We start from the raw sequence: 25460 nt of genomic DNA, 5'->3' as shown, positions 1-25460 counted from the left end.
TCCTTTTAACGCTATAACAATCCTATGATTTTGTCAACATTTATGAAAAAATCGTAAGATTTTAATAGGATACCAAATTTCACAAAAAAAGCCATCAGCATCTAATGATACCAATGGCATATGATTTCATCTTATTTAAAATAACGATCTAATAAGCCTTTAAATGCTTTACCATGACGAGCTTCATCACGAGCCATTTCATGAACAGTATCATGAATTGCATCAAGGTTCAATGCTTTTGCACGTTTTGCCAAATCGAATTTACCGGCAGTAGCACCATTTTCGGCATCGACTCTCATTTCCAAATTTTTCTTTGTAGAATCACTGATCACTTCACCTAATAGTTCTGCGAATTTTGCCGCATGCTCTGCTTCTTCATAAGCTGCTTTTTCATAATACATTCCAACTTCTGGATAACCTTCACGATGAGCAACACGAGCCATTGCCAAATACATACCGACTTCGCTGCATTCTCCTTCAAAGTTCATACGTAAATCGGCGATGATATCTTCAGGAGCACCTTTTGCCACACCTACAACATGTTCTGCAGCCCAGCTCATTTCTCCTTCTTCCTGTTTTGTGAATTTTTCTGCAGGAGCTTTACATACTGGACAGAATTCAGGAGCTGCATCTCCTTCATAAACATAACCACATACCTGACATACAAATTTAGCCATTTTTTAAATCCTCCTTTTAACTTTACAAATTTATTGTAACGCATATGTGACAAAAAAGAAAACGTTTTGCTTACAAAATTTGTAAAATTTTAAATATCATAAATTATTTTTGAAAGTTGACGATGCTTTGTATATGTGATCATTTTTTTCAACCCATAAACAACGATTACCTGTAGAATAGATAAGATCAATAAAACCGTAGGTAGGAAAAATACGATACCTGTCATCTGATATAGACTTGCGACAAAGGTGATCTTTGGTGGAATACCCACAAACATATATTGTGTATGATACATTACATTCACGGTAAATGCGATGGTAAACATACATGCTAAGATCATAAAATTCTTTTTCATATGATGATAGCTCAACAATGCTTCCTCCTTTAATTGGATAAAAGAGAATAGTAAAAACGCTCCATGTAGCATATAAAAATTGATGGTACGATAGCTGAATACAGGATATAGTCCACTGATATTTGCCGGATAGATCATCGCAACACCACCTGCAACCAAACCGACCACAGCACTGAAAAAGCGAAGTGTTTCCTTTCTTGTAAATACACTCAAAGCATTCATGTATACACATAAAGAACATAACTCTAACGGTAAGATTTCTAATAATACCTGATCATGACATTTCCATAGCAACCAAGCAGTATAAAGCGCTTCTTCCACTAAAAAATAAATCGCCATACCGATCTCGAATTTTCGTTGTTTTGCTTGTGACAAACTGCTGTACAAACGATATAAAGACAAGATGATCCCTATAGATATCAGTAAAAAGACGATATGTATCCATGAAAATGCAACAAATGGCAAAGACATCGTTGTAATATCTTTATAAAAAGTAAAAAAATCTTTCATTTCCTCATCACCAAGAAAAGTTTACCATAAATCTTATGATTTGTGGCAAGGGATATTCTTAGAAATTCTTAAACCTTAGCTTTTATTCTTGTACTAGAAGATGTTTTGCACATAAAAACTCCGGTTTTCTTAAATCGAAGTGGAACCATGCAAACAATACAGTTCCCTTCCCTATGGAACTGATGGTGATGGCCCACCATATACCATTCAATCCCCACATGCTGCTCAACAGCATTGCCAATGGGATTCTTGCGGCTGTCAATGAAATACCCACAATAGATGGTGGAAGGGTCTTACCCAGTCCTTGAAAGGCTCCTGCTGTGGTGATTTCCATACACATAAAGAGTTGAGATATTCCAAGGATTCTAAGATAATCAACACCGAGAGGAAGGATCTCTTGTTCGTGAATAAAGATTTGAAAGATGAAGCGTGGACATAGTATCAATACGATACTACAAAAAACACCCCATAATAGCATCACTCTCATTGATATTTGATATCCTTTTTTTACTCGTTTTGGATTTTGAGCACCGTAATTTTGCGCAACAAAGCTATTTAATGCGGCAGCATAACCCTCTGCACTCATCCATGAAATAGATTCGATTTGAGAGCCTACTTTTTGTACCGCAACAGCACCATCTCCCCAACCTGCAATCAAACGTGCAATGACCATGGATATTCCGGAAAACAGCATGCTTTGTAAAGCCGTAGGTAAGCCGATGCGAAAGATAGCGAGAAGATATGATCGCTGCGGTTTTTGAAATATATGTACCCTTGGAAATAATACAGTATCCTTTTTCATTGCATATAGAAATAATAACATGACGATTGCTTGTGAGAGTATGGTCGCCATAGCAGCACCAGCAACACCCATGGAAGGAACCACTCCCCAACCAAAAATAAACCAAGGATCAAGAATGATATTCAATGCCAATCCAATTGCAGTCACGATAAAAGAGGTTTTACTATTACCCATTGCTGTTAAGATCCCTGTCATGATCTGGTTGATAAAAGAAAATATCACAAGACCGCAAGTGATCATCAAATAATATTTTGCATCTAAAATAACTTGTTCGCTATTCAATTGAAAAAAAGCGATCATTTCATCAGCGCATACAAGTGACAATATCCCAAAACCTAAGGCAAATACGATCCCCATTTGAAGTGAGCTTTTGGCATACCCTGCGGCTTCTTTTTTGGCGCCTGCCCCTAAGGCATGGGCAACTTTGATTTGTCCTCCCATTTTCGCAAGCGTTGCAAGTCCATTGGATAACCACATAAACATTCCGGCAGCACCTATGGAAGCTACTGCATTACTACCCAAGGCACCGATCCAAATCATATCGATCAGATTATATGCCATCTGTATCAAACTGGTTGCCATAATAGGAAGTGCCAATGCGCCTAACGAAGGAAGGATTGCTCCTTGTAATAAATCTATTTGCTTTTTCATACCATGCTCCTTTATCATAAAAAGCCCTTATCCGAAGATAACAGGCTTACATGTTCTTTTTTTGTTCTTCTTTATAAGAATTCTGTAGTCGTACCATTTTCTCTGCTACAAGCTTTGAAGAAAAGGAAATGGTAACTAATTTCATTGCCGTATTTCTTAATTCAATGCTCCCTAAGGGAAAATTTCCCTCTCCATTTTTTAATTGATGTGCTACCGTTTTTAAACTGATCTCAAGTTCCTCACAAAACATGTTATAGGCTTCTTTTAGTCCACTGATATCCGCTTGATATTCGATACCTTCCTTTACCTTTGTAATGGTTAATACTTGTTTTAAAACCGTAATTGCAATCAAATATGCCATATGAATCTTATTATATCGCTTTTTTTCTGCCTTTGGAATGAGCTTTAGTTTCACATAATTATTGATCATTGCGCTGGTCAATACGTTTTCTTTTCCATCTGATAATATATAGAGATATCCCTCAATCAGAGTGATGACTTGATCCATATATAAATCGAAATTCGGTAATTCTTCCCATCTAGGCAAATGAAACTTTGTCAAAGAGTCACTCCAAATGATCAGATCTTCTTTTAGTCTTGTCACATATACCCCTACTTTCTTCCTTATTAGTATACCGTTAAACAAGAAAAAAGAAAAGAGCAAAACTGCTTGCAAGGTTTCGCTCTCTCATCTATTTATGCCGTTTTTTGTTTCAAACGCATGTTCTTTGTTCTCATAAAAGGCTGAATTGCTTTACATACGACAACACAGATCCCAGCACCGATGGCTGCTTCAAAGGCTCCATTGGTCGTAACTACGGTCATGATTGCGCCAATCAAAGCATTGTAACTGATACCCAATGCTGAGGCATAAGCTTGTCCGAAAAATACATAAATGCCACCCATGACCAGAATGGTATTGGTCATTGCACCGGCCAATGCCGCTATGATGACACTGATATGCTCATTTACATGTTTCTTAGATAATATTTCGAATAACCAACCTGAGAAGAATCCTAAAAGGATTCTAGGAATAAATGCAATGATCAAGCTCGTCCAATTTCCTGATACCGCACCGATACTGAAGAATGGTGTAAACACAAAGGATGTGATACCTGGGCGAAAGGTTGCATTTAAAAAGCTACATAAACCAAATACAAAGCCCATTTGTGCACCTGCTTTTTTACCAAGCGTGATACCGGCAATGATAACCGGAATGTGCATCAAAGTAGGGTTCAATGGTGGAATCGGGATAAATCCCAATGGTGTAAACACCAATACGATTTCAATGGCTAAAAACATTGCCATGAACGCAAGTCGTCTTGTTTTTTCTGTATTCATAAGTTCCTCCTACTGTCGCTCTTTTTAGATGCGACGTATTGATAAAGGTGTCAATCATATTCATTGTCCCGTTTGATTGATGTGCAAGCATCACCACCAAACATCTTCTATATGAATCACTGACGGTTTTATTATAGTGAAATTGGAAAGATTTTACAATACAAAATGAGGGAATCTTACAATGTAATCGCTATCAAAAAAAGATATCGATTATTGATATCCTTTTAGATCTTGATAAGCTTTCAATCCATATGCTCCCTTCGCTTTTTTCACAGCTCTGTTGATTGCTTTTGCCATCATCTCTGTTGCAAGAATGCCAATGGCATCGCTCATCGCTTCTACCTCATTGGTACTTAATACAAAGATGGTATCCCCATCACTCATGGTATGTACCGGATGAATTGCTCTGGCATAGCCATTATGTGCGATACCTGCGATTTTGGTACATTGTGCCTTATCTAATTTTGCATTGGTTACGATGCATCCGATCGTTGTATTCCCTTGCGCAAGGGCTGCCATTTTTTCAATTTGCATGATAACTGCATCCTTTGCATCTATGATCTGATTGGTTTTCTCATCATAAATACCGGCTAAAAGCTCATTGGTTTCATAATCTACCACATTACCGCAAGCATTCACTGCGACCACTGCACACACTTGTATCCCACCGATTTCAATACCACTCATACCGATTCCACTTTTCATCGCATGCTCAAAGCCTAGAACTTTTCCTACACTGGCACCTGTTCCTGCGCCATGATTGCCTTCTTCAAAATTATCTTCTTCACTATGAACACAGGCTTCATATCCCATATCTTTATCAGGACGAATCTTAGGATTTCCTAGTGATAGATCAAATAAAGAAGCTCCACAAACAATAGGAACATGTGCTACTTGCATATCAAAACCACAATCATGTTCTTCTAAATATTTCATTGCACCACTTGCGGCATCTAAACCAAATGCACTACCACCACTTAACATCACTGCATGAATTTTTTGCACCATATTGATGGGATTCAATAAATCTGTTTCTCTAGTGGCCGGACCTCCACCTCTCACATCAACACCGGCTGTAGCTCCCTCTTTACATAAGATAACGGTACATCCTGTACCTGCTTCTACATTCTCTGCTTGACCGACCTGAATACCTTTGATATCTGTCATTTTAATTTCTTTCATTTTGCTCGCCTACCTTTTCTTTATTGTAAAATGAAATGAAAAAAATAGCTATCCTTTTTCTTATTTTGTGATACTCTTTTGAAGGATCACATGCGTATCAGCATCCATCATAAACCCTATACCGATAAATATGACGAAATAAAAACGATGGTCATCTATTCTTTGTACACCTGTACAAACTTCATCAAAACCTACTGCCTCCTTCATATTCCATTCTTCCCTGCCTTGTTCATCATATAAGATGAGATTATTACAAGGCAACTCAGCTGAAGATGAAATGGTATCGTCCCAAATCCAACTTAATGTTTTCTTACCTAAAAGAAACTGTTTTTCTTTCATGGTTATCACCTTTCCTTGCTTATAGTGAAAAAAAGCTGAAACTCAGCTTTTTTAGGATTGTTCTTCTTCATCTTTCTTTGCGTTCGCAATGATGGCATCTACTAAATTAGAAGGAACTGGATCATAGCGATCGAATTCTTGTGTATAAGTTCCTCTACCTTGGGTCATTGCTCGAAGCTCTAGAGGATAACGCATTACTTCTGCTAGTGGAACTTGCGCTTTGATTTCCTGATAGCCATCTTCCATATCCATACCCATGATCGCACCACGACGTTTATTAAAATCGCCAATGATCGTACCGGTAAATTCATCTGGTACCTTAACTGTGATATTTACAATAGGCTCCAACATGACAGGACTAGCCTGTTCCATACCTGCCTTAAATGCTAACCTTGCCGCAAGTTTAAATGCCATTTCACTTGAATCGACATCATGATACTTACCATCTAATAAGGTTGTTTTGATATTCACAACACGATAACCGGCAAGTGGTCCATGATGCATACATTCACGAAGACCGGTTTCTACTGCTGGGAAATATTGGCGTGGTACTGCACCACCGAATACTTTTTCCTCAAATACCATTTCCTCTTCATCAGGGTTCGGTTCAAATTCTACGAATACATGACCGAATTGACCATGTCCACCGGATTGTTTCTTATGACGCCCTTCTCCGATTACTTTTTTGCGAATGGTTTCATGATATGGAACCTTTGGTGTTTCCAAACGTACCTCTACTTTATATTTATTTCTAAGCTTTGCCAAAATGACCTCAATATGCTGATCACCAATACCATAAAGGATGGTTTGCTTGGTTTCTGGATTATTTTCCAAACGTAAGGTTGGATCTTCTTCAATCATACGTGCCAAAGCATTGCTCATCTTATCTTCATCATTTTTAGAATTTGGGAACACTGCCATACCATACATTGGTGTAGAGAAGATGATTGGTTCTGCGATATAGGCCTTGCCCTTCTCACATAGAGTGTCATTGGTTTGAGTATATTGTAATTTAACTACCGCACCGATATCACCGGTAAATAACTTACCTACTGCAGTTTGATGTTTTCCTTTTACAATAAAGATAGATGAAATTTTTTCCATTTTATCCTTATTTGTATTATACACATTAGAATCAGAACTTAATACACCTGATAGCACTTTGATATAAGAGATCCTTCCGACAAATGGATCAACAATGGTCTTGAATACCTGTGCACACAAAGTTTCTTTTTCATTGGTCTCTAACATGACCTCTTCTTTACTTTGCGCATCTGTAACAATGATACTTCCGGCTTCACCATAAGTTGGGAAATATTTTACGATCAGATCCATCAAACGTTCAATACCGATCGTATGCGTCGCACTACCGGAGAAGACAGGTCGTATTTCACCATTACGTACACCAAGACGTACTCCTCGAGTTAATTCTGCTTCTGTGAATTCTTCACCACTGAAATATTTCTCCATCAGCTCATCATCGCTCATCGCAATTGCTTCCGCAATTTGATTTTTATATTCTGCAACAAGATCTTCCATATCTTCCGGTACCGGTTGGGCTTTTTGCGGATCTGCCAATGGTCCTTCAAAATACCATGCTTTATCTCTTAGGATATTAACGGAACCGATCGTCTTTCCTTCTTCCATGATCGGAACTTCAAATGGAATGACAGCCTTACCGAAAGCATCACGTAATTCATGATATGCTGTTTCAAAGGAAGTATTGTCTTCATCCAGTTTATTTACGAAGAAGATGGTCGGTAGTTTTCTTTTCTGTGCTCCCTCCCATGCCTTAATGGTACCTGTTTGAACCGCACTTTTTGCGTCGACGACGATCAATGCGCTATCTCCTACAGATAAGCCGGCTTCACTTCCTCTCACAAAGTCCATATAACCCGGTGTATCAATAAAATTGATCTTACAATCTTTCCATTCGATTGGCACAAGACTCGCATACACGGAAATTCCTCTGCGCACTTCTTCTGGATCATAATCAATCAAAGAGCTACCTTCACTTGTCTTTCCGAACCGATCACTTGCTTTGGTATAATACAGCATACTTTCCATAACTGCTGTCTTACCAACACCGCTATGACCTAATACAACAACATTTCTTACTTCGTGGGATAAATAGTCTCTCATGATCGTTTCCTCCTACTTCAGTATCGGCTTCAGTTGAGCCAGACAATCTTCACGCACATAGTGAATTGCCTTATTGCCTTCTTTATCGATCAGCTCCTTATCTGCGCCACTGGCGATCAGCTCTTCAACCAATCCTACATATCCACCATATGCAGCACGCATCAATGCAGTACATCCATTATTATCGCTTAGATTTACATCTGCACCTCGTGTGATCAACAAGTGAATGACTTCTTTTTTAAATGCCACACAAGCCTCCATCAATGCTGTTCTACCTACTTCATCCTGTGCATTGATATTTGCGCCTGCATCCAATAATACATCTACACAACGATCATGTCCTAAAAATGCTGCACGCATCAACGCTGTTCTTCCACGATCATCCTTCACATTGACATCTGCCCCTGCTTCGATCAACTTTTTACAAATGGTCTTATTGCCCTTTTTCGCAGCACCCATGATTGCTGTTTTCCCTTTATTATCTTCTAAATTCACATCAGCGCCATTGTCTAATAACACACGTACGATATCTTTATAATCACGTTTTGCCGCACGCATCAATGCTGTTCTTCCATCACCATTCTGATAATTGATATCTGCGCCCTTTTTGATTTCTGCACAGACCGTTGCAAAGTCTCCGTTTGCACATGCATCCCAAAATGCTTTGTTGAATTTCTGATTCATAATGTTTTCCTCCTTATATTTCTGAATCAAATGAAGAAAAAAATAGACGTGATATACGTATATAAACGTTTCACATCTATTTCATGCCGTGTTGAAACCCAGTACACTACTTACTGGTACGTCTTCTAAGCGCTCGCCAACTTCTTGTTTGATTACCATATGACTCACGCTCCTTTCATCACTTTAAATCTATCTTTATTGTATCGTATTTCGTATTTTTTGCAAGCGATTTCATAACTTTTTTAGATAAATTTTAAATGATGAAACGTTTTCTTTTATTTTCAATTTATTTCTTACGATTTCGTCATTTTCTTACAGTGAAATTGACTTCTATATAGAAAACGTTTAAAATATGTAAAACACAACTAAATAAAGAAAGGACAATGATCAATGGATAGTTTTGCTTATCAACAAAAAATACAAGAGTTGGATCAAAAGATGCATCATCATCTATCACCATTGCTACGTATTGATTTTGAGCATTATCATATCACAGATATGCAATATCATGTGCTTTCCTGTATCAGCGAACATGATGGCATCACCATCAGTGAACTTTCAAAGATCCTGCATCAGGATGCGGGCAATATGAGTACGGTATGTAAAAAGCTGGAAAAGCTTTGTTACCTGTTTCGCTTACGCAGTAAAAAAGATGAACGTGTGTTCCACCTTCATTTGACAAAAGAAGGTATGTATTGTGTACAACGTATTAGTGAAAAGATACGTCGCTACTATGAAAAAGAATGGAATCGGTATAATGAAGCCGATAAAGAAATGATTCTTCATGCCCTGAATAAGCTGAATCAGTTCTTCGAGTCATTTTCAGGAAGGAAGGATGAATATGAGTTATAAAAAGGGTGTGCTATTCGATATGGATGGCACCTTGATCAATACATATGAAAATATTAACTTTAGACAAGCATTGAATGAGCTGAAAAGCGTACAAAAATCTTTGATATTAAAGATACTTGCTTCTCGAGTCAAAAGCTTTGCGGATCTGGAGACAAAAATCAAAGAAGAAGTCGAAGATCCTTTAGAGGCACAAGAACTTATTCAGCGAATCAGTGAATTTTTAGTGGAACATTATGATAACACGACATTAAAAAAGGAAGCACTCAGTTTTCTGACTTATTTAAAACAAAGAGATTATAAAATTTGTCTTTGTACCAACAATGCAACTGATGTTGTCAATCATATCCTTGAAAAAAAGCAGTTGGTTTCCTATTTCGATTATGTCATTACTTCTCAACAAGTAAACAAAGCAAAACCAGATCCGCAAATGTATCTGATGGCTTTGCATGAAATCGCTTTGAGCGCTCAACATTGTGTTGTATTTGAAGATACCGAAAGTGGTGTTCAGGCGGCTCAAAATGCTGGAATCGATGTGATTGCGGTCAGCGAAAAAGAGAAGAAGAAATTTGCAGATTGTCATATGATCATACGTGATTTCAGTGACGAGCGTCTGTATGATTTATTCTAGGGGGTATGCAAATGAACTTACTTTTATATTTTTTTATGTATAGCTTTCTTGGTTGGCTATCAGAATGCATTTATTGTGGTATCCCCGCAAAGAAATTTATCAACCGTGGCTTTTTGGCAGGCCCTTATTGCCCGATCTATGGCTGTGGTGCTATTGTTGTCATTCATTTATTACAACCATGGCAGCAACATCCTATCATGATCTTTGTAGCAGGTATCGTATTGACAAGTACGCTGGAATATATCACCAGTTATGTCATGGAAAAACTGTTTCATACAAAATGGTGGGATTATTCAAAAAGAGCTTGTAACCTTCATGGTCGTATCTGTTTGAAAAATTCCTTACTGTTTGGCTTGATGGTACTTGTTGTATTTTATGGAGTCCATCCTTTGGTCATAGATTTGATAGATTTACTACCTATTTCTTATCAAAATATTCTAGCAACCTTAATATTCATTTTCTTCTTATACGATCTTTATGCTACGGTACGTGCATTACTACGTAAGAATGCCGATTTCGTTCAAATCGAACAAAGTATCAAGGAATTAAGAGAAGCATTTAAGTCCTATAACATCTTCCCTTTAACACAACCTTTGACAGATAAAGTACAAAGCGTGTTAGATAGTACCAATGCAGATGAAATACTATTGGGTCATATCGAGCGTTTGAAAAATAGGTTTGAAGATCTCCAAAAGAAAAGCAAACACACCTATGATCGTTTAAGCAGGGCATTCCCTACGAAAGTCGAAGAGCTTTCAAGAAAAAATGCAGAACGTTTGTTTGATATCATACGTCAGCATAAGGAGGAAAATGAATGAAAAAGAACGAGCTATGGACAATTCCTAATTTTTTAACCCTATTGCGTATACTTTTTGTCCCTGTTTTCATATATTTATATTTGAATGGATATCACATCTACAGTGCTGTCATGATCTTGTTATGTGGAGCTACTGATTTTCTAGATGGCTATATTGCTCGTCATTATAACCAGATATCAGAGCTTGGAAAAGCAATGGATCCTTTTGCGGATAAGCTATTACAATTTGCAATCGTATTCTGTTTGATCTTTACGATAGATCACATGATATGGCTATTCATCCTCTTTTTGATCAAAGAAGCTAGTATGCTCATTTGTTGGTTTGTATTGAAGAAAAAGGGAGGTTACATCAATGGTGCTATGTGGTTTGGTAAAATCAGTACTGCTGTCTTCTATCTTGCAATGTTTGCCTTAATTGCACTACCCATTCAAAATACGTTTACAGGAGAACTGCTGATGATCATAACCGCATTCTTCCTTGGATTATCCTTCCTCATGTATATGCACACATATTTCACCATGTTTCAAGAATTAAAACGATAGGTAGGTGACTTTATGAATACAGAAAAACAGCGTGCATTTATTATTCATTTTCTATACTTTCTGATTATCTTTACTTTCATTTTCTTATTATTTCGCTATGTCATCTATGTTATCATGCCCTTTCTGATTGGCTTTGCCATAGCGTTTATGCTTCGTCCACTCATCAAAAAACTTAGTAAACACATTGGTGGGTCTGAAAAAATATGGTCTATTATCACTATATTACTATTCTATCTAACGATTGGCTTATTTATCACCTTGTTATCTGTGAAAGGATACAATATGATAAAGGAATTCTTTATGAACATTCCTAGATTATATGAAATTTATTTTGTGCCTTTCTTGGATCGTACACTTGGTGAGGTAGAAACGGTTTGGCAAAACATGGATGCTGAAACTGCATCCACCATCACATCTTTTTTAGATGATATCACCTCTTCTTTAAGTTCTTTGATTTCTTCTCTATCACAAGGGGCGGTAAGTATGTTCACTGATTTTGCGACAAGGATTCCAAATATCGTGATTTCCTTCTTTTTCGCCATTATCTCGAGCTTTTTTATTGCGGCGGATTATAACCATATCACTTCTTTTATCGCAAGACAGCTGCCAAACAAGCAAAGAGACATTTTATTTGCGATTCGCCATTATATAAGCGATACCGTTATGAAATTCATTCTTGCATATGGAAAGATCATGACCCTAACCTTTATAGAATTAAGTATCGGATTAACGATCCTTGGCGTAGAAAATGCCTTGGTCATCGCTTTTATCATTTCCGTATTTGATGTACTTCCGGTACTTGGAACCGGTGGAATCATGATTCCTTGGATATTGATTTCCTTTCTAAATTCCACGCCAAAACTAGCTGTCGGCTTGTTGATCTTATATCTTGTCATTACCATCATACGTAATATCATAGAACCAAAAATCGTGGGAAAACAAATCGGACTACATCCTCTTCTAATGCTATTATGTATGTATCTGGGAGTAAAGCTCTTTGGTTTCCTTGGCCTATTCATCATGCCATTCCTCATTTTGATTTTACAAAATCTAAATGAAGAAGGATTGATCAAGCTTTATCGTTAAGTCGCAAAAAGCGGCTTTTCTTTTGTTACTGATTAAGATTTATTAAGAGAAATTCTTTTGTGTTTGGTTATCAGCTATGCCATAATAGACATGCTTTGGAATAAAATTCATTCCTATTCACAAACTAACGTAGAAGTATACAATGAGGAGGCATTCATTTCTTATGATAGATCAAAAAGAAAACAGTAAAAGTAAGATCAGGCTTTGTATCATGACTGTGTTATGCATCATTGCGATCATTACCTCGATTGTTGGCTATCGTTTTATGACACGAGATCCTTATCAAAAATATGTTATGGTATCTGATGATCATAAACATGTCGGAACAGCCAAACATGAACTTCAGGATGAAGATACCTATTATCTTTCCCTATATTATCCACAATTTGGTATTGAGAAACTGGATCAAGCCATTGAAACGTATCTCAAGACTCAAATCCATACAGATTTAAAACAAAACAGCAAAGTTATTATCAGTGTAGATTATGACAGCTATGATCTTTATGATGCTTATATTTCTATCGCATTTCATCAAACATTGATGAATGAACAAGGAAAAGAATTAAATGTTACAACATCAACGATCAATTATGATAAGAAATTAGATAAACTGATGACTCATGAAGATGTATTACGAAATGATTATCTTCCTCTTTTGAAAACGATGGCAAAAAACCAACATTTAGATGCGTCCGCTATCACAAAAGATGCTTTGAATACCTTTCTTTTAGGTGATACCGATGTTACTTTTTACTTTGATCAAGATAGCACACGTTCGCTTAGCATTCCTTATGCGCAACATAAAAACTATATTGCTTTAACCAATCCGAATATCCCTTCTCTTTATCAAAAAGATGCAATCATTCCTGTCATCAAGGATAAGGATATCGATCCCAAGAAACCCATGATCGCCTTTACCTTTGATGATGGTCCTAGTGATCTCACAGAAAAGCTTTTGGATGCCTTTGATCAATATGATGCAAGTGCAACCTTTTTCATGGTTGGTCCTAGAGTGAAACAACATCCAGAGGTGGTTGCTCAAATATATCAAAGAGGCTTTGAGTTAGGTAACCATACATGGAGCCATGAAGTAGAATTGACCAAATTATCAGAAAAACAATTAGATAAAGAAATTTATGATACACAAGATGCAATCTTTGAAGCATGTGGACATGATGCTACGTATTTACGTGCACCTTATGGTAGCTATGATGAGCAAGTATTAAAGGCCAGTACAATGCCACTTGCTTATTGGGGAATTGATTCTGAAGATTGGCGTTCACGTAATGTGAAAGCAATCAAAAAAGAAATCATGAACAATCTATTTGACGGTGCGATCATCCTAGAGCACGATATCTATGATACAAGCGTAGAAGCCGCAATTGAATTACTGCCAGAAATCAAAGCACAAGGATATCAAATTGTCAGTCTTTCCACTTTAATGAAATATCGTGGAGATATGCTAACAAAATCAAACTTCATCATACCTTCTCTATATGAGTAAGAAAAAACGATACTGAACTGGTATCGTTTTTCTTTGGTAAACTAGTAGATGTGATCATCAATCATGCGATTTCATATCAGAGGATGAAAAAAAGTCATGCGAACATGACTTTATAAGATACCTTCCATACTTTGTTGATTCACTTGCATTAATGTTTCACAACTTTGATCAAATTTTGCTTGATCTACTTCATTCAAATGTAACTGTATGATTTCCTTGATTCCTGATGCATTAACCATTGCCGGAACACCTATATAAAGATCTGTTTGTCCATACTCACCATTTTGATATGCGGATATCGTTAAGATAACATTTTCATCATCTAATATGGCATGGACCAAACGATTCAAAGATAATCCAATACCATAATAAGTAGAACGTTTGCGCTTAATAATTTCATAAGCGGCTTGCTGTACCTGAGTATAGATTTCATGTAAATCAGATAAATCTTTTCCTTTTTCATCTAGAAACTCTAATAAACTTTTACTGCCGACATATGCATGTGTCCATGGTACAAAGCTTGAATCACCATGCTCTCCCATGATGTAAGCATGAATATTACTGCTAGATACCTTAAGATATTCACTCATCATATAACGAAGTCTTGCGGTATCCAAGATCGTACCTGATCCAATCACTTTTTCTTTTGGAAAACCACTTACTTTCCAAGCAAGATAGGTCATAGAATCAACCGGATTACTGGCAATGATCAATATTCCTTGAAATCCACTATCACGAACTTGTTCAACCACACTTTTCATGATTCTGGCATTTCTACTGGTGAGCTCTAATCTGGTCTCACCTTCCTTTTGAGCAACTCCCGCTGTTACAACAACGATACTTGCATCCTTACATTCTTCATAACCTCCTGCACGTATGCTCATTTTCCCACGTGCATATGGTAAGCCATGTTGAAGATCCATCGCCTCTCCGATTGCTTTTTCTTTATCTACATCAATGAGGACAAGCTCATCGATTCCACCTGTATTCAAAAAGCTATAAGCCATACTCATTCCAACAAAGCCCGTTCCTACCAAAACTAGTTTTCTTTTATCCTTCATCGTAGAACCTCCTTGCTTTTAGCATCGTCAAAATTTGGATTTCTATTCTTTTTTTCTAAAGTTTTCCAAATCTAACAATAGTATAGCATGAACGTCTTTCTTGCTTGTATCCATATGCTCAAAAATTCAATAAAAGATATTATAGATCATCTACTAAAGCGCTGCTTTTCGCATAAGCACTACTTTTTGCTTCGAAAAAATCGGTTTTGATCAAATTGGCATTGGCATACATAGAAACCCATTCCATGCTTGCCGGTTCTTTTTCAAATCCTTCATATAAGGGACCAAAACCCAAAGAAGTAGAACGAAGATTTCCCAGGTAATGTATGTAATCTGACACCATCTCCATGGTCAATCCTTCTATATCATTGCCCAATACATATGCTCCCCAACGAATTTCTTCCTCAACACCTTGTTTCAACATCCCCTTATATTCCTCAACCAATTCAGGTGTGAATAACGCTTCCTGTTCCTTTTGTAATTCCAAGATCATAGAGCGAAATAACCATAAATGAGTATTTTCATCACGATTGATATAACGAATTTCCTGGACAGAACCAGGCATTTTCCCCATTCTTCCTAGGTTATAAAAGAACATAAATCCAGAATAAAAATAAATCCCTTCTAAAATATAATTGGCCATCATCGTTTTCATTAAATGGATGGCATCCTTATGCTCTTGAAAATCGTTATAAAGATCACCGATAAACTTATTTCGTTCTAAAAGATGTGGATCATCCTTCCATTGATACAAAATATCATTGCGTTCCTGTGGTGAACAGATACTATCTAACATATAACTATAACTTTGTGAATGCACAGCCTCTTGGAACGCTTGGATCGTTAAACATAGATTTACTTCGTTTGCCGTAATATATTCTCCGACATTTGGTAAATTTGCTGTTTGAATGCTATCAAGAAAGATCAAAAAACTCAATGTCTTATCATAAGCTTTTTTTTCCGCTTCTTTTAATCTTCGATAATCCTTGACATCCTGTTGTAAATTAATTTCTTCAGGTATCCAAAAATTATTCATTGCTTGGCGATACCAGTCACTTGCCCAATGATATTTCATATTATTGAAATCATTCAGATTGGTTGTATTTCCATTGATCATACAACGATTTCTTACATCACAATCCCCAAATTCATTAAATAGCGGCTTCTTTTTTAATTGTTCCATATCTTTGTCCTTTCTTAAGAGGAACAGGATTCACATTCCTCAACCTCTAATGATTTACTTCTAACATAATAAAGTGTTTTCACTCCATATTCCCATGCATGAATCAATAACATCAAGACCTGGCGAAGTGTAAATTCATTGGTAATATATAAATTCACAGACTGTGCTTGATCGATATGACGAGAACGAACGCCAGCACTTTTCACTACCCATTCTTGATCGATCAAATGGGCATTCTTATATAACCAAAATGTTTTTGCATCTAAGTCTGGTGCTACTCTGGCAATCATACTACCCTTTTTCTCTTCTAAAAAGTATTTGTTCATAATAGGATCTACGCCGGCACTTGTACCAGCTATGATACTTGTAGAACTGGTTGGCGCAATCGCCAACAAATAGGCATTGCGCATTCCTTGTGTATGAACTTGATGAGCTAATATTTTCCATTCTTCACTATCATAACCTCGCTTCATAAAATAAGCTTGGTTATCCCAATCACTACCTGAGAAACAGGAATAAGCTCCCTTTTCCTTAGCCAGTGCTGTACTGGCTTCTATCGCATAATAATTGATATGTTCAAACAATGTATCCACAAAGCATAAATGTTCTTCAGATTCAAAGCGTAATCCTTGCTTTACTAGCATATGATGATAACCACTTACCCCTAACCCGATTGGTCGATATTTCTGATTGGTCACTTTAGCATAAGGAATAGGGTAGAAATTCAAATCGATCACATTATCTAAGGCCCGTACCACATTGAATATGACATGCCTTAATGACTCAGTATCATTCACATCTAAATTTCCCAAGGAAAGAGAAGCAAGATTACAGACAACAAAATCCTGCGGTTTGCTTTTTGATACAATGATTTGTTCGCCATCAATCTCTACGATTTCATCAGGATACAATTCGATTGGACTCATATTCTGAGCTATTTCTGTACAAAGATTACTACAATAAATCATACCCTTATGTGGGTTAGGATTCATACGATTGACATGATCTCGATTGAATGTGAAAGGTGTACCTGTTTCAACTGCACTTTTCAATATAAGGCGAACCACATCTTTCAGAATCATAGGACGCTTGGATATACGTGGGTCTTGTACACAATCAAAATATTTCTCTTCCCAATCCTCTCCATAATGATCTTCCAAATGATAGCCTTTGATCTTATGAATTTCATGTGGACACATCAGATACCATGTAGCATTCAAGTCTTCTTTTGCCATCTTCCAAAACAGATCCGGATAACAAATCGCAGGGAATACATCATGTGCTTTCATACGATCATCTCCGTTGTTGGTTCTCAAGGCTAGAAATTCAGGAAGATCTTTATGCCATGCATCAAGATAAACTGCCACAGCTCCTTGTCTAACTCCCAATTGATCAACAGCTGTCGCTGTATCATTTACCAGTTTGATCCAACGAATGACACCACCTGCTGCACCCTCAAACCCACGAATATCACTACCATTTGCACGTACTTTTCCGAAATACATCCCCATGCCTCCACCATATTTACTGACCTGCGCAAAATTATCTATGCTTTTATATATGCCTTTTAATGTATCATCTACGGTATCAATAAAACATGAAGATAATTGGTGATATGGCTTTCTGGCATTCGACATCGTTGGTGTTGCCATCGTTACCTGTAAACGAGACAACATATCATAAAATTGTTTTGCCCAATACAGCTGATCTTTCTCCTTTAAAGCTAGATGCATGGCAATTCCCATAAACATTTCTTGAGGAGTTTCTAATACTTCATGCTGATGAGAGGTGATCAAATACCGTTTCACCAGTAGATCTAATCCACTAAATGTAAATAAGGTGTCTCTTTGATCATCTATATAATGTTCAAGCTCATCTATGGTTTCTTTTTCATATCCGTCAAGAATGTAGCTACCATAGATACCTTCTTTGGTCAAATAATTGATTTTATCATAAAAGCTATTGATCTGTAATCGTTTCATTCTAGCTGCTATCTCATTATGCAACTGATAAGATAAAAATCTTGCCGCAATCTTCTCCCATTTCGGCGTTTCCTTACTAATGGATTCTACACATGCCTTGATCAACATAGCTAAACGCTCATCGAAACGCATATCATCCTTTAAGAACGCATGAAATTTTTGATTCAATAAAGAAAGTTGATACCCATCCTCCGTAAAATCTTTCTGTATTTGAATAAAAACAGGAAGGATCGCTTCATCCTGTAAATCCTCACATAATTGTTGAAGCATTCTTCTGTTTTCAGTTCTTTTTTCTCGATATAAAATATAATTTTTCGCCTCTTGAAAATACGCATGACGCATCAACTGTTCTTCTACTTTATCTTGAATCAACTCTACACTGATGATTTCTTTTTGATCTAATTGTTGTTTGATTTCCTCACATAAAAGCTGTGCTTCTTGCATAGATATCTCATTGTGATTACTAACAAATGCTTTTTGTATCGCATTCACAATTTTTCTTTCATCAAACTCCTGATCACTACCATCTCGTTTCACTATTCTCATAACATACACATTCCTTTCATGGTATTAGTATAACGAAAGAAGGAAAGATTACACAATTTATATGACCGTAAGAAAAGATTTATTTTTGATTGGTCAAAAACTTAGGAATATAACGTAAACTTTTATCTTAATTGCTTTTATGTAGAAGGTAGATCATAATGTAAACAAAAGAGATCATTCATCCATATTAAATATTTAAATAAAGAAAAAAGTAGCCACTTCGATTTTGAATAATAGCTACTAATTTACTTGATATAGATTCAATTTTCTTTTATCATTTTTTCTATTTTGCCGGCATATGGTGTTTCCTTTAAATCTTCTTCCGCCAACTTCAAATATTCTGCTTTTTTCGCTTTATCACCCTTATTTTGATATTGAATGGCCAGCATATAACAAAGCATTCCTTTATTCCATCCTTCTGCTTTTTTCAATTGTTCTTCCATAGAATCAATATAATTTGATTTTTCACACAAAAAGATATCATACATCATCTGACATTCTTGAAGCGCATTTTCATCTCCCAGTGTTTTGATACGATCCAAAAGTTCTTTACATTTCCCCTTTTTTTCCTCATCTATATAATAATAAAATGCTTTGACACTGACATCTAAGTTCTGCTTCTTATTTAATCGAATATGCAATAATTCTTCGAAAGTTTCTTCTACTTTTTTTTGATCCGGCATCAGCATATAAGCATTCATTTTCATATAAAGTCGATTGAAGTATGGGAAAAAATATTTGCTTGGAAGACTATCTGCAGTCTTGAAAAATTTATCAAAATCCCTATCCTTCAAGGTCTGCATAAAGGTTTTTAATAAATGTCGTTTATACAGTTGAGTTCCCCCTATCATAACCACCATAATAACTGCAAAGACGATCCAAAAAGTCACATTATCGTTCATAAGACACCTCTTTCTTACATGATACTATTGTACTATATTTTATCATCAAACGCATTAGAAATTGTGTGCTTATTTAAAGTTACGCAAGCGTAGTGCATTGGATACCACACAAACGGAACTCAATGCCATCGCCGCACCGGCAAATACCGGTGATAATAGTGGTCCACCAAATAAGTGCAATAAACCGGCAGCAACCGGTATACCTAAGGAATTATAGAAAAATGCCCAAAATAAGTTCTGATGGATATTGCGTATCACAGCTTTGGATAAGCGGATTGCCAAGGCTACATCTTGTAGTTGATCCTTCATCAAAACAACATCCGCACTTTCAACAGCGACATCACTGCCTGAACCAATAGCAATACCAACCTCACTTTGTGTCAATGCGACTGCATCATTAATACCATCTCCAACCATCGCCACCTGCTTACCTTGTTCCTGTAGCTTCTTGATTTGGTTTCCTTTTTCATCTGGAAGTACTTGAGCTATTACATGATCAATTCCAGCTTGCTTTGCGATCGCCTGTGCGGTAATGTTATGATCTCCGGTTAACATGATTACATCGATATGCTGTTGTTTTAACTGCTGAACCACATCGTTTGCCTCATCCTTTAGTTTATCTGCAATTGCGAAAATAGCAAGTAATTCATCATCATAGCACAGGTATACCACTGTTTTTCCTTCTTTTTGATATTTTTCCTCTTGTGTAAGATAACGATCTGTTGCTTCGTTAAGGAATGTTTTATTTCCTATGGACAATGTTTTTCCTTGATACTTTGCCTGTAAGCCTTTTCCATTGATGGTTTCAATTGTTGCTAATACCGGCACTTGGATTTGATGTTGTTGGGCCTTATCTAAAATTGCTTTGGCCAATGGATGACGACTTCCCTGCTCCAATGCTGCAGCTAATGATAACACATAATTCTCATCATGAGTAGAAGTGATATCAGTTACTACAGGTTGACCAATCGTTAAGGTTCCTGTTTTATCAAAAACGATCGTATCGATATGACTTGCTGTTTCTAAAGCCTCTCCACTTTTGATGAAAATACCAAGCTGAGCTGCTTTTCCGGTTCCGACCATGATGGCTGTCGGTGTCGCTAGACCAAGGGCACAAGGGCATGCGATTACCAGAACACTTACAAAAATAGTCAATGAAAATGAAAAATCTTTCGTAGCTATATACCAAAATACAGCAGAGACAAGGGCAATTAGCATCACAGTCGGCACAAAATATAATGAGATACGATCTGCGATTCTTGCGATAGGAGCTTTCTTACCTTGTGCATCTTCTACCATTTGAATAATTTTAGAAAGTGTTGTATTTTCTTGAGTTGCACTGCATTTCATCAAGATTTTTGCGTCAAGATCAATTGTTCCTTGAATCAATGCATCACCTTCCTGTTTTTTTACAGGCATACTTTCACCTGTCAACATACTCTCATCTACATTTGCTCCTGTGCCGATCACGATACCATCAACCGGTATATGTTGCCCCGGTTTTACGACCAGCATATCGCCTTCATTAATCTCATCAATTTCTATTTCAATTTCCTTATCATCTCGCAACAGCGTTGCTTTCGTTGGTCGAAGCTGGAGAAGTGCTGAAATAGCACCTGTAGATTTCTTTTTAGAAAGACTTTCCAGATGCTTACCGAATTGGACCAATGCAACCACAACTCCTGCAGATTCAAAATATAAAGAATGTACTGCATGAGAATTACCTTGTAATATCTGAATCATTGATACTAAAGAATATAAATAAGCACTACCAGTTCCTACGGCAACCAAAGTATCCATATTGGGTGCCTTATGAAACAATGCTTTTATACCTCGGGTAAAGAAATGATTGCCTAAGATCAGAATAGCTGTTGCTAGTATAAATTGAATGAAAGCAAAATTAAAGGGATGCGTTTGATAATAAATAATATCAGGAAGTGGTAACTCAAAACCTCCTAACATATGTGACATACCAATATAAAGTAAAATGGCCGCAAGTAGCAATGTGATGTAGATACGTAAACTATCTCTATCCTTTTTCTCCACGTTGATTTCTTTTTCTTTGTGGACATGTGCTTGAAATCCGGCTTTTTCAATTACCTGAATCATTTCTGATACCTTTATTTTGTGTTTTTCAAATTGAATAAGTGCTTGGTTGGTTATCAAATTCACATCTACACTCAAAATGCCTTCTTTTTTTCTTAACAATCTTTCGATAGAACTACTGCAGGAAGCACAACTCATTCCTTTGATATCCAACACAACTTCATCATTGTTATTTTGTGTGATCAATTCAAAGCCTGCTTTTTCTATTGCCTGTTTCCATTTTTCAATGTTTTTTTCAGTAAAAGTAATAGAGACTTGATTTAAGACAAGATTTACACTTGCTTGCTTTATTTCATCAAACTTAGAAAGGATACGTTCAATGCTTGCTGCACATGATGCACAGCTCATTCCTTGAATTTGATAGGTTTCCGTTTTTGCTGTGGATTGATCAATTAAGGAAAATCCTGCCTTAGCTAGAGCTGTATTACATATTTGCACATCAATAGCATCATGTGAAGTGATCGTCACCTCGTTTAAGATCAAATTCACCTCAGCATTCTCGATATCTGATTGTTTCTTTAAAATTCTTTCAACGGCTGCTGCACAAGATGCACAACTCATACCGTCTACATGATAGGTTTTTCGCATAGTTATCTCCTTATTTTAATAGAATGCCTAATACATCCTCAATTTCTTTTAATTTTTCATCACTATTTCCATCTTGTTCCATTGCCGTTTTTACACAAGTTTGTAAATGCCCGCTTAGTATATGCATATTTGCCTTTTTTAACAAGGCAGTTGCGGCCATGATCTGATGTGAAATATCAATACAATAGCGGTCTTCTTCCATCATTTTCAGAATTCCTTCTATCTGACCTTTTGCCGTTTTTAAATTTTGTAAAGCCTTTTTTCTTTCTTCTGTCATCTTTATACCTCCCCCCATGGGTAGTGGGGTTGGTTTTATTATAAAACAAGACATGATAAAGGTCAAAACTTTTGCTTCTCATGGATACGATATAGAAAAGAACTTTAATTTAAATGATACGTTAATGGCTGAATGTCCATTAAATATATGAAGCGTGATAAAGAATGTAAAAAATAACATCTCAATAAACAAAAAAAGGATTCAAAACCAATGAAATAACAAGAGTTTTGAATACCTTTATAATGTTGAATAACCTGATTTAGTAATCATGTAAAAATTATAATTTGATTGCCGCCTCTAATGCTACCTCCATCATATTATGAAATGAAGTTTGGCGCTCTTCAGCAGTAGTAACAGCATGTGTTACCAATGAATCGGAAATCGTTAAAATACAAGCTGCACGTTTGCCTAGAATTTTAGCATTGTGGAATAGTGCAAAGCTTTCCATTTCTACACAAACACATTGATGTTTCTCAAAGAAATCTTTATGGTCGTCTACGTTATCTTCATGATAAAATACATCACTTGAATGAATGCGTGCTTTCGTAATATGTTTATTTAGGGTAGTAGCGGATTGCTCTATCACTTGATTTAAATCTTCACTTGGATATTGGATATCACCTTCTACACCTGCTTGAGCAATTGCAAAAGAGGATTCGCTCCATGCACTATTTGCTAGAACTAAATCGAATAATTCCAACGTATCCGTATATGCACCAGCACTCCCAATACGAATGATGTTATCTACATCATAAAATTTAAATAATTCATAGGAATAGATACCAATGCTTGGCATTCCCATACCAGATCCCATGACTGAAACCTTTTTTCCTTTGTAAGTTCCAGTATAACCGAACATATTTCGAACAGTGTTAAATTGTACCGGATTTTCTAGATAGGTTTCTGCAATAAATTTTGCTCTTAGTGGATCACCTGGCATTAATACCGTTTTAGCGATATCACCAAGTTTTGCTGCATTATGTGGTGTTGACATCATCACATACCTCCTTTTAAACTTTCCTTTTTTATTATAACATTGATGAGTAGGATTTGCATTCATTTTCCTTATGATTATTTTGTAAAATGAAATGAGTAAAGTAAAACAAAGTGCTTAAAGAAAGTAGTTTTCTTAACTAAAAAAGAATTCAATAATAAATAAAGTTTGTTAATTATCGTTATATTTCTTAATATTTTATTTTGTCTAGTTTAGATTAAAGCTACTCCTTGTGATATTTGATAAACTCTTAACCAATAAGTATTTTTATTTATTGGTTTCTTCTATTTTAATATTATTAATTGATTCCAACACTGTTTTTTCTATCTAATGGTTCTCGCTCGCTTTTCAGGTCATGGCACATTAAAGGTGTTGCTCGCTTTTGTTTTAGTGCTCGCTATTTATTTTTTAAAGATTTTCTTTAAAAATTTTTATAAGTTAAGAAAAAAAAGGTTGGTTTTTAACATATGTAAATAAATACATAGTCTAGAACCTACCCTTTATACGAGTTGAAGATATAAAACGAACTCATCCGTTTTTTTCGTATAAATGCAAAAAAGGCCGCTATTTATCATAGCAAACCTTTTTATAGAACTTTCTGGAGCGGATGATGAGAATCGAACTCACGTAGTCAGCTTGGAAGGCTGAAGTTCTACCATTGAACTACATCCGCAATAAATGGTGACCCGTGGGCGATTCGAACGCCCGACCCTCTGATTAAAAGTCAGATGCTCTACCAACTGAGCTAACGGGTCATTTATTGTTTTTAAATTGGCTGGGGTAACTGGATTCGAACCAGTGGAATGCCAGAGTCAAAGTCTGGTGCCTTACCGCTTGGCTATACCCCAAGAAGTAATGGTGGGGAGGGACGGATTCGAACCGCCGAACCGTAAGGAACTGAGTTACAGTCAGCCGCGTTTAGCCACTTCGCTACCTCCCCAGCTCATTCATAAAGATGGTGCCGACTAAAGGAATTGAACCCTCAACCTACTGATTACAAGTCAGTTGCTCTACCAATTGAGCTAAGTCGGCACATCATGGTGGAGGTTGAGGGACTCGAACCCCCGACCCTCTGCTTGTAAGGCAGACGCTCTCCCAACTGAGCTAAACCTCCACGGTTTTATTTGCCGCACCTCGTTGCCTTAGTGCCCTAATATAATACCATTCAGGTACATATCTGTCAACAACTTTTTTTCATTTTTTTAATTTTTTTTTAATCTGTATTGAACCTGATAAAATTCACCTAATAAAAGGCTTTTTCATTCATTACAGATTATTTTAACTCTCCACCTATTATTTTTGCATACTCATCTAAAGCCACCACGTAAATTGAAACCTTACCAAAAAAGGGTTGATTCTTATCTGTGGAATAACGACTAGCATTTCTTAAGATATCAACTACATCTTGATCTTGACCATCCTCAACACCCAACATAAGTATCGTATCCCCATATCTAACAAATTCTCCTGTGCTTGCGACCTCGGTTGCTGTATATCCACTCTGAATCAACGCAGAAGTTATTTCATCGATAAACTCATCATTTGCTATAATCAATAATAATTTCATTATTCAATACACCTCGTATCCTATCATAACATAAATAATCTCGAAAATACACGCCATCTATAAATGAAAATAGTTACAAAAAAAGGATGAACCTTTCATTCAAATTCATCCTACTAACAATTCATATTTAGGCTACCATA

General features: G+C 36.5%; 23 protein-coding genes and 6 tRNA genes. 6 read left to right on the top strand and 23 right to left on the bottom strand.

Annotated elements, in window-relative coordinates:
* Positions 1-131 precede the first annotated feature (131 nt).
* The 9 genes from UGRO018_RS03285 to UGRO018_RS03245 all read right to left on the bottom strand — a co-directional run bounded on the left by UGRO018_RS03285 (position 132) and on the right by UGRO018_RS03245 (position 8684).
* A complete protein-coding gene (locus UGRO018_RS03285; RefSeq protein WP_416325025.1) occupies positions 132-677 on the bottom strand; it encodes an NADH peroxidase in 546 nt (181 codons plus the stop codon).
* An 89-nt stretch (positions 678-766) separates the two neighbouring features.
* Positions 767-1543 (bottom strand): TMEM164 family acyltransferase, encoded by a 777-nt coding sequence (locus UGRO018_RS03280; protein ID WP_416325024.1) that lies wholly within the window; start codon positions 1541-1543, stop codon positions 767-769.
* A gap of 82 nt (positions 1544-1625) precedes the next feature.
* Entirely contained in the window at positions 1626-2996 is a 1371-nt protein-coding gene (locus tag UGRO018_RS03275) for an MATE family efflux transporter (RefSeq protein WP_416325023.1), read from the bottom strand.
* Positions 2997-3042: 46 nt separating this feature from the next.
* Complete coding sequence (locus tag UGRO018_RS03270) at positions 3043-3600, bottom strand: DUF1836 domain-containing protein (protein ID WP_416325022.1); 558 nt, start codon at positions 3598-3600, stop codon at positions 3043-3045.
* 92 nt (positions 3601-3692) lie between these two features.
* The gene (locus UGRO018_RS03265) at positions 3693-4337 is read right to left on the bottom strand and encodes an ECF transporter S component (RefSeq protein WP_416325021.1); all 645 of its coding nucleotides are present in this window, start codon (positions 4335-4337) and stop codon (positions 3693-3695) included.
* A gap of 210 nt (positions 4338-4547) precedes the next feature.
* Complete coding sequence (locus UGRO018_RS03260) at positions 4548-5519, bottom strand: P1 family peptidase (RefSeq protein WP_416325020.1); 972 nt, start codon at positions 5517-5519, stop codon at positions 4548-4550.
* Positions 5520-5579: 60 nt separating this feature from the next.
* The gene (locus UGRO018_RS03255) at positions 5580-5858 is read right to left on the bottom strand and encodes a hypothetical protein (protein WP_416325019.1); all 279 of its coding nucleotides are present in this window, start codon (positions 5856-5858) and stop codon (positions 5580-5582) included.
* A gap of 51 nt (positions 5859-5909) precedes the next feature.
* Positions 5910-8000 (bottom strand): elongation factor G, encoded by a 2091-nt coding sequence (fusA, locus tag UGRO018_RS03250; protein ID WP_416325018.1) that lies wholly within the window; start codon positions 7998-8000, stop codon positions 5910-5912.
* Positions 8001-8012: 12 nt separating this feature from the next.
* Complete coding sequence (locus UGRO018_RS03245; RefSeq protein ID WP_416325017.1) at positions 8013-8684, bottom strand: ankyrin repeat domain-containing protein; 672 nt, start codon at positions 8682-8684, stop codon at positions 8013-8015.
* Between the two features lie 390 nt (positions 8685-9074).
* Here UGRO018_RS03245 and UGRO018_RS03240 point away from each other — a divergent pair, with 390 nt between their 5' ends.
* From UGRO018_RS03240 to UGRO018_RS03215, 6 genes are all read left to right on the top strand, one after another.
* Positions 9075-9536: a MarR family winged helix-turn-helix transcriptional regulator gene (locus UGRO018_RS03240; protein WP_416325016.1), complete on the top strand. Its 462-nt coding sequence runs from the start codon at positions 9075-9077 to the stop codon at positions 9534-9536.
* Positions 9526-10164 carry an HAD family hydrolase gene (locus UGRO018_RS03235; protein WP_416325015.1) on the top strand — a complete coding sequence of 213 codons (639 nt, stop codon included), beginning with the start codon at positions 9526-9528 and terminating at the stop codon, positions 10162-10164. The genes UGRO018_RS03240 and UGRO018_RS03235 overlap by 11 nt, the downstream gene beginning before the upstream one ends.
* A gap of 11 nt (positions 10165-10175) precedes the next feature.
* A complete protein-coding gene (locus UGRO018_RS03230; RefSeq protein ID WP_416325014.1) occupies positions 10176-10982 on the top strand; it encodes a putative ABC transporter permease in 807 nt (268 codons plus the stop codon).
* On the top strand, positions 10979-11524 hold the full coding sequence (locus UGRO018_RS03225; protein WP_416325013.1) for a CDP-alcohol phosphatidyltransferase family protein: 546 nt from the start codon (positions 10979-10981) through the stop codon (positions 11522-11524). The genes UGRO018_RS03230 and UGRO018_RS03225 overlap by 4 nt, the downstream gene beginning before the upstream one ends.
* 12 nt (positions 11525-11536) lie before the next feature.
* Positions 11537-12610, top strand: coding sequence for a sporulation integral membrane protein YtvI (gene ytvI, locus UGRO018_RS03220; protein WP_416325012.1), 1074 nt, complete (start codon positions 11537-11539; stop codon positions 12608-12610).
* Positions 12611-12773: 163 nt separating this feature from the next.
* A complete protein-coding gene (locus tag UGRO018_RS03215) occupies positions 12774-14114 on the top strand; it encodes a polysaccharide deacetylase family protein (protein ID WP_416325011.1) in 1341 nt (446 codons plus the stop codon).
* Positions 14115-14224: 110 nt separating this feature from the next.
* On the opposite strand, the gene UGRO018_RS03210 is transcribed toward UGRO018_RS03215, so the two are convergent.
* The 14 genes from UGRO018_RS03210 to UGRO018_RS03145 all read right to left on the bottom strand — a co-directional run bounded on the left by UGRO018_RS03210 (position 14225) and on the right by UGRO018_RS03145 (position 25320).
* Positions 14225-15175 (bottom strand): L-lactate dehydrogenase, encoded by a 951-nt coding sequence (locus UGRO018_RS03210; RefSeq protein WP_416325010.1) that lies wholly within the window; start codon positions 15173-15175, stop codon positions 14225-14227.
* Positions 15176-15314: 139 nt separating this feature from the next.
* The gene (locus tag UGRO018_RS03205; protein ID WP_416325009.1) at positions 15315-16358 is read right to left on the bottom strand and encodes a ribonucleotide-diphosphate reductase subunit beta; all 1044 of its coding nucleotides are present in this window, start codon (positions 16356-16358) and stop codon (positions 15315-15317) included.
* A 14-nt stretch (positions 16359-16372) separates the two neighbouring features.
* Positions 16373-18886: a ribonucleoside-diphosphate reductase subunit alpha gene (locus UGRO018_RS03200; protein WP_416325008.1), complete on the bottom strand. Its 2514-nt coding sequence runs from the start codon at positions 18884-18886 to the stop codon at positions 16373-16375.
* Positions 18887-19146: 260 nt separating this feature from the next.
* Positions 19147-19788 carry a hypothetical protein gene (locus UGRO018_RS03195; protein ID WP_416325007.1) on the bottom strand — a complete coding sequence of 214 codons (642 nt, stop codon included), beginning with the start codon at positions 19786-19788 and terminating at the stop codon, positions 19147-19149.
* A gap of 69 nt (positions 19789-19857) precedes the next feature.
* Positions 19858-22482 (bottom strand): heavy metal translocating P-type ATPase, encoded by a 2625-nt coding sequence (locus UGRO018_RS03190; protein WP_416325006.1) that lies wholly within the window; start codon positions 22480-22482, stop codon positions 19858-19860.
* Between the two features lie 10 nt (positions 22483-22492).
* Complete coding sequence (locus UGRO018_RS03185; protein ID WP_416325005.1) at positions 22493-22759, bottom strand: metal-sensing transcriptional repressor; 267 nt, start codon at positions 22757-22759, stop codon at positions 22493-22495.
* A gap of 277 nt (positions 22760-23036) precedes the next feature.
* Complete coding sequence (deoD, locus tag UGRO018_RS03180) at positions 23037-23753, bottom strand: purine-nucleoside phosphorylase (RefSeq protein ID WP_416325063.1); 717 nt, start codon at positions 23751-23753, stop codon at positions 23037-23039.
* Positions 23754-24352: 599 nt separating this feature from the next.
* A tRNA-Gly gene (locus UGRO018_RS03175) sits at positions 24353-24426 on the bottom strand.
* Between the two features lie 6 nt (positions 24427-24432).
* Positions 24433-24508, bottom strand: a tRNA-Lys gene (locus UGRO018_RS03170).
* A gap of 17 nt (positions 24509-24525) precedes the next feature.
* Positions 24526-24601: transfer RNA gene (locus UGRO018_RS03165), tRNA-Gln, on the bottom strand.
* An 8-nt stretch (positions 24602-24609) separates the two neighbouring features.
* Positions 24610-24693, bottom strand: a tRNA-Tyr gene (locus UGRO018_RS03160).
* Positions 24694-24709: 16 nt separating this feature from the next.
* Positions 24710-24785: transfer RNA gene (locus UGRO018_RS03155), tRNA-Thr, on the bottom strand.
* Positions 24786-24791: 6 nt separating this feature from the next.
* Positions 24792-24867 (bottom strand) — tRNA-Val (locus UGRO018_RS03150).
* 159 nt (positions 24868-25026) lie between these two features.
* Complete coding sequence (locus UGRO018_RS03145) at positions 25027-25320, bottom strand: cyclic-di-AMP receptor (protein ID WP_416325004.1); 294 nt, start codon at positions 25318-25320, stop codon at positions 25027-25029.
* Positions 25321-25460: the final 140 nt, after the last annotated feature.

This window comes from Hoskinsella mucinilytica (genome assembly GCF_045223415.1).
Classification (GTDB): Bacteria; Bacillota_I; Bacilli_A; order Erysipelotrichales; family Erysipelotrichaceae; genus Hoskinsella; species Hoskinsella mucinilytica.
This window is presented reverse-complemented; position numbering and strand designations above follow the sequence as displayed.

What these genes read in the sequence shown, in the direction of transcription:
- UGRO018_RS03260 (WP_416325020.1), bottom strand. Translation starts at nt 5,519, where the DNA reads ATGAAAGAAATTAAAATGACAGATATCAAAGGTATTCAGGTCGGTCAA.
- UGRO018_RS03205 (WP_416325009.1), bottom strand. Translation starts at nt 16,358, where the DNA reads ATGGAACAATTAAAAAAGAAGCCGCTATTTAATGAATTTGGGGATTGT.
- UGRO018_RS03190 (WP_416325006.1), bottom strand. Translation starts at nt 22,482, where the DNA reads ATGCGAAAAACCTATCATGTAGACGGTATGAGTTGTGCATCTTGTGCA.
- UGRO018_RS03285 (WP_416325025.1), bottom strand. Translation starts at nt 677, where the DNA reads ATGGCTAAATTTGTATGTCAGGTATGTGGTTATGTTTATGAAGGAGAT.
- UGRO018_RS03265 (WP_416325021.1), bottom strand. Translation starts at nt 4,337, where the DNA reads ATGAATACAGAAAAAACAAGACGACTTGCGTTCATGGCAATGTTTTTA.
- UGRO018_RS03200 (WP_416325008.1), bottom strand. Translation starts at nt 18,886, where the DNA reads ATGAGAATAGTGAAACGAGATGGTAGTGATCAGGAGTTTGATGAAAGA.
- UGRO018_RS03280 (WP_416325024.1), bottom strand. Translation starts at nt 1,543, where the DNA reads ATGAAAGATTTTTTTACTTTTTATAAAGATATTACAACGATGTCTTTG.
- fusA (WP_416325018.1), bottom strand. Translation starts at nt 8,000, where the DNA reads ATGAGAGACTATTTATCCCACGAAGTAAGAAATGTTGTTGTATTAGGT.
- UGRO018_RS03275 (WP_416325023.1), bottom strand. Translation starts at nt 2,996, where the DNA reads ATGAAAAAGCAAATAGATTTATTACAAGGAGCAATCCTTCCTTCGTTA.
- deoD (WP_416325063.1), bottom strand. Translation starts at nt 23,753, where the DNA reads ATGTCAACACCACATAATGCAGCAAAACTTGGTGATATCGCTAAAACG.
- UGRO018_RS03255 (WP_416325019.1), bottom strand. Translation starts at nt 5,858, where the DNA reads ATGAAAGAAAAACAGTTTCTTTTAGGTAAGAAAACATTAAGTTGGATT.
- UGRO018_RS03185 (WP_416325005.1), bottom strand. Translation starts at nt 22,759, where the DNA reads ATGACAGAAGAAAGAAAAAAGGCTTTACAAAATTTAAAAACGGCAAAA.
- UGRO018_RS03215 (WP_416325011.1), top strand. Translation starts at nt 12,774, where the DNA reads ATGATAGATCAAAAAGAAAACAGTAAAAGTAAGATCAGGCTTTGTATC.
- UGRO018_RS03240 (WP_416325016.1), top strand. Translation starts at nt 9,075, where the DNA reads ATGGATAGTTTTGCTTATCAACAAAAAATACAAGAGTTGGATCAAAAG.
- UGRO018_RS03195 (WP_416325007.1), bottom strand. Translation starts at nt 19,788, where the DNA reads ATGAACGATAATGTGACTTTTTGGATCGTCTTTGCAGTTATTATGGTG.
- UGRO018_RS03235 (WP_416325015.1), top strand. Translation starts at nt 9,526, where the DNA reads ATGAGTTATAAAAAGGGTGTGCTATTCGATATGGATGGCACCTTGATC.
- UGRO018_RS03225 (WP_416325013.1), top strand. Translation starts at nt 10,979, where the DNA reads ATGAAAAAGAACGAGCTATGGACAATTCCTAATTTTTTAACCCTATTG.
- UGRO018_RS03145 (WP_416325004.1), bottom strand. Translation starts at nt 25,320, where the DNA reads ATGAAATTATTATTGATTATAGCAAATGATGAGTTTATCGATGAAATA.
- UGRO018_RS03230 (WP_416325014.1), top strand. Translation starts at nt 10,176, where the DNA reads ATGAACTTACTTTTATATTTTTTTATGTATAGCTTTCTTGGTTGGCTA.
- UGRO018_RS03245 (WP_416325017.1), bottom strand. Translation starts at nt 8,684, where the DNA reads ATGAATCAGAAATTCAACAAAGCATTTTGGGATGCATGTGCAAACGGA.
- ytvI (WP_416325012.1), top strand. Translation starts at nt 11,537, where the DNA reads ATGAATACAGAAAAACAGCGTGCATTTATTATTCATTTTCTATACTTT.
- UGRO018_RS03210 (WP_416325010.1), bottom strand. Translation starts at nt 15,175, where the DNA reads ATGAAGGATAAAAGAAAACTAGTTTTGGTAGGAACGGGCTTTGTTGGA.